Source organism: Spirillospora sp. NPDC046719 (assembly GCF_040645715.1).
GTDB lineage: Bacteria > Actinomycetota > Actinomycetes > Streptosporangiales > Streptosporangiaceae > Spirillospora.
This window is the reverse complement of record NZ_JBEYYT010000397.1, coordinates 1-8,709: the sequence shown is the minus strand read 5'-3', so window position 1 is coordinate 8,709 and position 8,709 is coordinate 1. Positions and strand designations below refer to the sequence as shown.

Sequence of the window (8,709 nt, the reverse complement as noted above, 5' to 3'; positions counted from 1 at the left end):
GCTTGGGCCTGCATCGCGACGGCGTCGCGGATCGCGGCGTCCTCCGCCTCGGCGAGGCGCCGGCCGTCGATGCGGCCGCGGGCGTGGTCGTCGCGGGGGGCCGACGAACGCGGTCAGCGCGCCCAGGTCCGGGAGCGTCCCCTCGTGCAGGACGGGCACCGACACCACCGGCGTCCCGGCCAGCAGCTCGCGGCGGCGCGCGGTCGACAGGAACGTCCCGTCGCGCTGGTCGAGGACGTCGAACTCGCAGAAGTAGTGGGGGAGCGCGTCGTAGAAGACGGTGTGCTTGGCGTACAGCCATTCCCCGTACATCACGTACCGGTCGCCGAGGCGTTCCCGCAGGACGTGCTGGACGGACGCGGCCCACGCCTTCAGCGGCCCGAACTGCCGCTCGCGGGGCCCGCCGGTCAGGTAGTGGCCGCGGCTCTGCAACCGCAGCTCCCCGTCGGAGGAGAAGCTGATGCCGCAGTTGGCGCCGTCGAGCTTCTCCTCCACCACCAGGTACCGTCCGGCGATCGCCGAGAACGGCCGCGCGGCCAGGTCGTGGTCTCCCGGCTGCAGCCGGGAGCCCTCGATGTGCCGGGTGCGGGGGTATTTGCGGAGCATGCCGACCGTTCTAACGAACCCGTCCGGCCGTGCCAACCGAATTTCAGCGGTTCGGGACGATCCGGGTGAGCGCGAACGCGGCGAGCCACAGCCCGACGCTCACCCACGCCAGCGCGTGCAGGCCCGCCGTGAAGTGCGCCGCGTCGAGCGCCGGGCCGGCGACCGCCCCGTACACCGCGACGCCGAGGGCCGTGCCGACCTGCCGGGCGGTGTTGTTGAACCCGCCCGCCAGTCCGGCGTGCGCGGGCGGGGCGGCGCGCATCGCCGCGGCGACCACGGCCGTCACGATCAGGCCGTCGCCGATCCCGATGGCCAGCAGCGTCGGCAGCAGCACCGGGTAGGAGCCGCCGGTGCCGACCCGCAGCAGGCTGAGGCATCCGGCGGCGGCCAGCGCGGTCCCGGCGCCGAGCGGGAGGCGGGTGCCGAACCGGGCGGTGAGCCGTCCGCTGACCGGCGCCAGCAGCGCCAGCGGCACCGCCATCGGCATCAGCAGCACCCCGGCGGTGAACGCCGAGTGGTGCTCGGCCTGCTGGAGCTTGAGCGTCGACGCGAACAGCACGCCGTTGGTGACCAGGTTCATCGCCAGGGCGATGCCGTTGGCGCCGAGGAACGCGGGCGCGCGCAGCAGCCCGCCCGGCACCATCGGCGCCGCGGCGCGGCGCTCGGCCCACACGAACGCGGCCGCCGCCGCGACCGTGACGGCCGCCGTGACGGCCGCCTCCCCGCGGTGGCCGTGGCCGGCGGCGATGACCGTCCACACCAGCCCGCCGAGGGTGAGCGGCGCCAGCGCCATCCCCGCCCGGTCCAGCGGCGGGCGCGCGCCGTCCGGACGCTCCCGGCGCGGCTCGCGGACGACGGCGAGGACCCCGGCGATCGCGGCCGCGACGATCGGCACGTTCAGCAGGAAGATCCACCGCCACCCGGCGAAGTCGACCAGAGCGCCGCCCAGCAGCGGCCCGGCGGGCAGCGCCGTGGAGGAGATGCCCGCCCACACCCCGAGCGCGCGGGCCTGCTCCGCGCGGCCCGGGTACGCCGCGGTGATGACCGCGAGGCTGCCGGGCAGCAGCAGCGCCGCGCCCGCGCCCTGGACGACCCGCGCCGCGATCAGCGGGCCGGGGCCGGGCGCGCAGCCGCAGGCCAGCGACGCGGCCCCGAACAGGCCGAGCCCGGCCAGCAGCATCCGGCGGTGCCCGATCCGGTCGCCGAGCGCGCCGCCGCCGAGCAGCAGCCCGGCGATCGCGACGGCGTACCCGTCGACGACGCCCTGCAGGCCGGGCAGCCCGGTGCCGAGCGCGCGGCCGATGCCGGGGAGGGCGACGTTGACGATCGTGACGTCCAGCAGCACCAGGAACATGCCGGCGCACAGGATGGCGAGCATCGCGCCGCGGCGCGGGACGGGGGCGGACCCGGTGTTCTCGGTGGCGGTCTGGGCACTGGTGTCGGTCGGCGATCTCATCCGTCCACGGTGACCCGCGAACGTTTCGCCCGCGCTGGAACCTTCCGCGACCGCGCGGCGGGTGGTCGGCGTCAGCCGGGGACGACCTGGGCGAGCGCGCCGGTCTCCAAGGCGACCCACAGGGCGCCGTCGGGACCGAGCGCGATGCCGTGCGGCTCGCAGCCGGGCCTCGGCAGCGGATGCTCGTCGATGCGGCCCTCGCAGGTGATGCGGCCGACGTGCGCGGTGCCCCACTCGGTGAACCACAGCGCCTCGTCCGGGCCGGTGACGATCGCGTGCGGGCGCGCCCCCGGGTCGGGCAGCGGGAACTCGGTCACCTTCCCGTCCGTGGTGATCCGGCCGATGTGCCCGGCGCCGATCGCGGCGAACCACAGCGCGCCGTCCGGGCCCGCGGTGATCCCGACCGGCGCGGCGCCCTCGGTCGGCAGGGCGTGCACGGCGACGTGGCCGCCGGGCGCGATCCGCCCGACCGCGTTGCCCTGGTTGAGGGTGAACCACAGCGCCCCGTCCGGCCCCGCCGTGATCATGGACGGCATGGCGCCCGGCACCGGCAGCGGGAACTCGGCGACCTCCCCGGCGGTGGTGATCCGGCCGATGCGGTCGGTCCGCATGAGGGTGAACCAGAGCGCGCCGTCCGGCCCGGCGGCGATGCCGCAGGGGCCGCCCGGGGGGACCTCGAACATCGTCACCCGGCCGCCGGTGTCGATCCGGCCGACGCGGTCATCGCGCAGGCAGGTGAACCACAGGGTGCCGTCCGGGCCGGCAGTGATGTTCATCGGCCCGGCCGGGAGGGGGTCGGCCGGATGGAGGTCCGCCTCGCCGCCCGGCGCCATCCGCCCGATCCGCCCTTCATGCACCAGCGTGAACCACAACGCCCCGTCCGGTCCCGTGGCTATTCCATAAGGACCCGCTTCGGGGTCGGTGACGGTGAACTCCCTGATCGTGGCATGAGAACCCTGCGGCATGAATAGTCCCCCCTCGTCCCACTTCTTTCCGAGCGACGGCGAGACTAACGGAACTGGAGTTGCGTGACGATCGCGCCGCCGCAGCCGCACGTGCGGCGGCCTGCGCCGCCGCCCGCGCCGGTCTCCTGACGATCTGACAGGCGCGGGCGGTGCGGGCCGCGCGGGGCCGCGTGGGCGAGGTCAGGGCGCCGGGACGAGCCTCCGGATCGTCATCGGCTCGGCGAGGATCCGCCCCAGCACCTGCTCGACGTGCCGGAAGTGCGGCGTGGCGAAGTGCTCCTCCAGCGCGTCGGGACCCGTCCACTCCTCCACGACCACCATCCGGGCGGGACGGTTCGGGTCGGCGTAGGGGCGGTAGGCCAGGCATCCCGGCTCGTCCAGGGACGGCTCGATCATCGCCTCCAGAGCGGTGCGGAGCCGGTCCTCCTGGCCGGGCGAGGCGAGGCATTCGGCGACGACGGTCAATGACATGGCGGTCTCCTTCTAGGTCGCGTGGTCGGAAGCAGTGCGTGGTCGGAAGCGGTGCGGGGTTGGGGACAGTGCGGGTCAGGGGCGGGCGGGGCCGGTGCCCGCGCCGGACGCGGTGATCGCCGCGGCGATCTCGTCCAGGTCGGCCGGGGTCAGCTCGACCGAGCCGGCGCCGATCCAGCCGTCCACCTGGTCGGCCCGGCGGGCGCCGACGATCGCGCCGGTGACGCCGGGCCAGGCCAGCGTCCAGGCGATCGCGACCTCCGCGACGCTCGCACCGCGGCGTTCGGCGACGGGACGCAGCGCGTCCGCGAGCCGCAGGTTCGCCGCCAGCCCGGTGGTGAAGTCGTGGTGGGACGTGCGCCAGTCGTCGGCGGGCAGCGACGCGGCCCGCTCGGCCGAGAACGCGCCGGTCAGCAGCCCCGACTGCAGCGGCGAGTACACGATCACGCCGGTGCCGTGCTCACGGGCCCAGGCGATCTCATCGGCCGCCGACCGGTTGATGGCCGAGAACGGCGGCTGGACCGCGTCCACGTGCGCGACCTTCTCGGCCCGGTCCAGCAGGTCGGGGGAGTGGTTGGACAGCCCGATCGCGCGGACCTTCCCCTCGGCCTTCAGGTCGGCCATGACCTGCCAGTACTCCTCCAGCGGCGTGGCGTTCGGCGACACCGGGCCGCTGCCGTCGCCGGCGTAGTCCAGCGACTCGCCGGTGTCGGGCCAGTGCACCTGGTACAGGTCGATGCGCTCCAGGCCGAGCCGCCGCAGCGAGTCCTCCACCTCGCGGCGCACGCTCGCCGGCTTCATGATCCGCCGGGGCGCGGCCTGCGGGTCGGCGGGGTCCCAGACGAGGCCGGCCTTGGTGAAGACGAACGGCCGCTCGTCCTCGCGCAGCCCCGCGATCGCCTTGCCGACCAGTTCCTCGGAGTGCCCGAGGCCGTACACCGCGGCGGTGTCGATCCAGTTGACGCCGGAACCGATCGCGTGCCGGATCGCCGCGACGGACTCGGCGTCGTCGGTGGCGCCCCAGCCGAACCGCCAGCCCGGGCCCGACACCGCCCAGGACCCGAAACCGACCGTGGTGATGTCCATGCCGGTGCCGCCGAGCGGACGCGTTGTGATCATTTTCCTTGCTCCTCAGGTTCGCGGGAGTTCGTGATGATCACTGTCGTCGGCGGGCGCGGCCGTACCCAGTGGCGGCCGCTGCCTAGGCACCGCATGACCAGGCTCCGCGATCCCGGCATCCCGGGACGGCACGGGATAATCGGTCCATGGCACTCGACAGGCGAGCCGAACTCGGCGAGTTCCTGCGCTCACGCAGGGCCCGGCTGAAGCCCGAGGAACTCGGGCTGCCCGACTACGGCGGCCGGCGCCGCGTCCCCGGCCTGCGCCGCGAGGAACTGGCCCGGCTCGCCGGCGTCAGCGTCGACCACTACGTCCGGCTGGAGCAGGGCCGCACCCTGCACTTCTCCGAGGCCGTCCTGGACGCGGTCGCCCGCGCCCTGCGGCTCGACGACGTCGAACGCGGCCACCTGTACCGCCTGGCCCGCCCCTACACCGAACCCGCCGGGGCGCCCGAGCGGCGGCCCCAGCAGGTCCGGTCCGGGCTGCGGCGGCTGCTGGACGCCACCACCGAAGTGCCCGTCTACATCGTCGGCCGCTACACCGACGTGCTCGCCTGGAACGACCTGGCCGCCGCGCTCATCACCGACTTCGGGGCGCTGGCGCCCGCCGAGCGCAACTTCGCGCGCATGGTGTTCCTGGACGAGGGCATGCGCGGCCTGTACGCCGACTGGCGCGGGAAGGCCGCCGACATCGTCGGCTACCTGCGGCTGGACGTCGGGCGGCATCCCGGCGACCCGGCGGCCGCCGCGCTGGTCGAGGAGCTGTCGGCCGCCAGCCCCGAGTTCCGCGAGATCTGGGCCGAGCACGGCCTCAAGGAGAAGACGCACGGCCGCTACGTCTACCGGCACCCCGTCGTCGGCACCCTCGACCTCGGCTTCGAGACCCTCCGGCTGCCCGACGACCCCGACCAGGCGCTGGTCGCGCACACCGTCGAGCAGGGCTCCCCGTCGCACGCCGCGCTGCGCCTGCTGGCCGCCACCCACCGGAGCGTCTCGGTGCGGTGAGCCGCGGGCCGGACCCGCGTCACGCGGGCGCGGGCGCCGTCCACTCCTGATCCTCCCAGGCGGGGTCGAGCGGGGTGTGCGCGATGTGGTTGGTGTAGTTCGACAGCGTCTTCATGCCGATCCCGAGGACGATGTCCAGGACGTGGCGCCGGGTGTACCCGGCGGCCAGGAACGCCTCGACCTGCGCGTCGTCCACCCAGCCGCGCTGCTCGACCATCGCGCCGGTGAACACGCGGACCGCCTCCAGCGCCGGGTCGTCCAGCGCGCGGCCGCCGCGCAGCGCCTCGACGACCTCGGCCGGGACGCGCGACCGCAGCGCGAGCGTGGAGTGGGCCGCCACGCAGTACGCGCAGCCGTTCAGCACGCTCGCGGTGATCCACACGACGTGCTTGGCGTTCCTGGGCAGCGACGACCTGCCGAACAGCTCCGACAGCGCGTTGTACCCGGCCAGCAGCTCCGGCGACTCGGCCATCACCCCGTTCAGGGTGGTGACGAACCCCATCCGCTTCCTGGCCGCCTCCAGGTGCGGGCGCGCGGCCTCGGGGGCGTCGGTCTCGTCGTACACGGTGAACTCGGTCATCGGTTCTCCTCATCGGGGGTCAGGGAGGCGAGGGCGGCGTCCACGGACGCGGTCAGCGCGGCCGCGGGGGCGCCCGCGCGCGACCGGAGGTTCACGCCGTAGGTCAGCAGCGCCAGGGTCTGCGCGGTGCCGTCGACGTCCAGGCCCGGACGCAGCTGCCCCTGCCGGTCGGCGGACCGCAGGGCCGCGCGCATCGCCGCGCACAGCCCGTCGTGGTGGGCGTCCAGGATCCGCCTGACGTCGTCGTCCTCGGCGCCGTCCGGGCTCGCGTGCGCGTTGGACACCATGCATCCCCAGCGCGCGTGCTCGCCCGAGCAGCGGGCGGCGATGAGCCCGGCGAAGAAGCCGGCGATCGCGGGCAGCCCCCGGCCGTCGGCCGCGAGGCGGTCGAACACCGGGCGCGAGTGGCGCTCCACGTAGCCGCGGAGCGCCGCCAGGTACAGGTCCCGCTTGCCGCCGAACGTGGCGTACAGGCTGGACCGGCTGATCCCCGTCTCCGCCACCACCTCGGCGATGCCGGTGGACGCGGCGCCGCGCCGCCAGAACAGCCGCACGACCTGCTCCAGCACCGCGTCCGGGTCGAAGTGCTTGACGTCGGGCATCCGCTCCCGCCTCCACATAACTCGGAACGACCGTTCCAAGATGACATGGAGGGACCCTGCCGCGCAACCGCCCCGCACACTCCGCCGGGCTACAGGCCGTGGCGGCGGTCGCCCAGCACCGCCTCGCAGGCGCGCGCTTCGGACTCGGCGGAGAACGGCTCCCGCCGCGCGGCCACCGCGTCCCGCGCCTCCTCGGCGACCAGGTCGGCGTTAATCTGCGCCCCCGCCATCGCACCCGCCGCCGCGGCGGCACCGACCTGGGCGGACAGGTCGGTCACGTTGCCCGCGACCCACACCCCGGGCACCTCGGTACGGCCCACCGCGTCGGCCGGAATGTGCTCGCCGGCGCCCGTCGGATGCTCCACCGGCCGCAGCCCGAGCCCCGCGAGGAAGCCGCCGCGGGCGGTCATCCGGGACGCCACCGCCAGCGCGTCGCGCGCGACCACCGCGCCATCGGCCAGCCGGACGCCGACGAGCCGGTCATCGGCGACCTCCAGGCCCGCGACCTCGCCCTCCACCACGCGGACGCCGCGGGCGGCCAGCTGCTCGCCCTGCTCGCCGCCGGGCCGCGGCGCGGTGTGGGCGAAGAACACGACATCGTCGCTGAGCTGCCGGAACAGCAGCGCCTGGTGCACCGACATCGGACCGCTCGACAGCACGCCGATGGCCCGGTCGCGGACCTCCCAGCCGTGGCAGTACGGGCAGTGCACCACGTCCCTGCCCCACCGCTCCGCCAGCCCCGGCACGTCCGGCAGCTCGTCCACCAGGCCGGTCGTCACCAGCAGCCGGCGCGCCCGGACGGTCCGGCCGCCGGCCAGGCCGACGGTGAAACCGCCGTCGTCGCGCACCGCCTCGGTGACCGTCCCGGCCACCACGTGCCCGCCGTAGCGCCGGACCTCCGCCCGGCCCCGCTCCAGCAGCTCGGCCGGCGGCATCCCGTCCCTGGCCAGCAGCCCGTGCACGCCCTCGGCGGGCGCGTTGCGCGGGGAACCGGCGTCGACCACCACGACCGACCGCCGCGATCGCGCGAGCATCAGCGCCCCGTTCAGGCCCGCGGCGCCCCCGCCGACCACCACCACGTCATAGGCGTCCTTCAGCCGTTCGGTCATCTCGACCACCTCCGCGGCCACTATGCGAACCGGACCCCGGCTGCGGCAAACCTCTTTGCCGATATGGCAAACTGGCGGCATGGACGACGACCTCGACCAGGCGCTCGACGCGGTCGGCCCGCGCCTGCGCGCGCTGCGCAACGAGCGCGAGATCACGCTGACCGACCTGTCGGCCGCGACCGGCGTCTCGGTGAGCACGCTGTCGCGGCTGGAGTCCGGCGCCCGCCGCCCGACCCTCGAACTGCTGTTCCCGCTGGCCAAGGCCTACGGCGTCACCCTCGACGAGCTCGTGGACGCGCCGCCCACCGGCGACCCGCGCATCCACCTGCGGCCCGTCGTCCGCAACGGCATGACCATGCTGCCGCTGACCCGCCGCGCCGGCGGCATCCAGGCCTACAAGCTCGTCATCCCCGCCGGCAGCGAGCGCCGGGAGCCCACACCGCAGACCCACGAGGGCTACGAATGGCTCTACGTCCTCAACGGACGGCTGCGCGTCCTCCTCGGCGAGCACGACCTGGTCCTGTCACCCGGCGAGGCCGCCGAGTTCGACACCCGGCTGCCGCACTGGTTCGGCGCCGTCGACGCCGACCCCGTCGAGTTCCTCGTGCTGTTCGGCAGCCAGGGCGAACGCGCCCACCTGCGCGCCCGCCCCAAGGCGAAGCGCTCCGGCTAGCGCCCGCTCACGTGGCGCCTGGCCTACCTGCGCCCGGCCTACCTGCGCCCGGGCCGCTTGCAGCCGGACCTACCTGCGGCCCGCCTCGTCGCGGCCGAGCTCGGCGAGGCGGGCCAGCGCGGGC

General features: G+C 75.0%; 10 protein-coding genes. 2 read left to right on the top strand and 8 right to left on the bottom strand.

Going from position 1 to position 8,709, the window contains the following annotated elements:
- The 5 genes from ABZ914_RS40615 to ABZ914_RS40595 form a co-directional block, all read right to left on the bottom strand.
- A partial coding sequence (locus tag ABZ914_RS40615) for an RNA ligase family protein (RefSeq protein WP_500199929.1) occupies window positions 1-606 on the bottom strand: 606 nt, incomplete at its 3' end.
- A 43-nt stretch (window positions 607-649) separates the two neighbouring features.
- On the bottom strand, window positions 650-2,062 hold the full coding sequence (locus tag ABZ914_RS40610) for an MFS transporter (protein ID WP_500199927.1): 1,413 nt from the start codon (window positions 2,060-2,062) through the stop codon (window positions 650-652).
- A gap of 71 nt (window positions 2,063-2,133) precedes the next feature.
- The gene (locus tag ABZ914_RS40605) at window positions 2,134-3,027 is read right to left on the bottom strand and encodes a Vgb family protein (RefSeq protein ID WP_500199925.1); all 894 of its coding nucleotides are present in this window, start codon (window positions 3,025-3,027) and stop codon (window positions 2,134-2,136) included.
- Window positions 3,028-3,207: 180 nt separating this feature from the next.
- Entirely contained in the window at window positions 3,208-3,498 is a 291-nt protein-coding gene (locus ABZ914_RS40600; protein WP_190856638.1) for a putative quinol monooxygenase, read from the bottom strand.
- A 75-nt stretch (window positions 3,499-3,573) separates the two neighbouring features.
- Window positions 3,574-4,617 (bottom strand): aldo/keto reductase, encoded by a 1,044-nt coding sequence (locus ABZ914_RS40595; RefSeq protein WP_500199922.1) that lies wholly within the window; start codon window positions 4,615-4,617, stop codon window positions 3,574-3,576.
- Window positions 4,618-4,763: 146 nt separating this feature from the next.
- Here ABZ914_RS40595 and ABZ914_RS40590 point away from each other — a divergent pair, with 146 nt between their 5' ends.
- On the top strand, window positions 4,764-5,621 hold the full coding sequence (locus ABZ914_RS40590; RefSeq protein WP_387018974.1) for a helix-turn-helix transcriptional regulator: 858 nt from the start codon (window positions 4,764-4,766) through the stop codon (window positions 5,619-5,621).
- Between the two features lie 19 nt (window positions 5,622-5,640).
- Here the strand turns inward: ABZ914_RS40590 and ABZ914_RS40585 are convergent, their stop codons facing one another.
- The 3 genes from ABZ914_RS40585 to ABZ914_RS40575 all read right to left on the bottom strand — a co-directional run bounded on the left by ABZ914_RS40585 (window position 5,641) and on the right by ABZ914_RS40575 (window position 7,912).
- On the bottom strand, window positions 5,641-6,201 hold the full coding sequence (locus ABZ914_RS40585; RefSeq protein ID WP_190856640.1) for a carboxymuconolactone decarboxylase family protein: 561 nt from the start codon (window positions 6,199-6,201) through the stop codon (window positions 5,641-5,643).
- Window positions 6,198-6,803 (bottom strand): TetR/AcrR family transcriptional regulator, encoded by a 606-nt coding sequence (locus ABZ914_RS40580; RefSeq protein WP_500199919.1) that lies wholly within the window; start codon window positions 6,801-6,803, stop codon window positions 6,198-6,200. Before ABZ914_RS40580 ends, ABZ914_RS40585 begins: the two co-directional genes overlap by 4 nt.
- An 89-nt stretch (window positions 6,804-6,892) precedes the next feature.
- Window positions 6,893-7,912, bottom strand: a complete 1,020-nt coding sequence (locus ABZ914_RS40575; RefSeq protein WP_500199917.1) for an NAD(P)/FAD-dependent oxidoreductase — start codon at window positions 7,910-7,912, stop codon at window positions 6,893-6,895.
- A gap of 79 nt (window positions 7,913-7,991) precedes the next feature.
- Here ABZ914_RS40575 and ABZ914_RS40570 point away from each other — a divergent pair, with 79 nt between their 5' ends.
- A complete protein-coding gene (locus ABZ914_RS40570; protein ID WP_500199915.1) occupies window positions 7,992-8,585 on the top strand; it encodes a helix-turn-helix domain-containing protein in 594 nt (197 codons plus the stop codon).
- The last annotated feature ends 124 nt before the right edge of the window (window positions 8,586-8,709 follow it).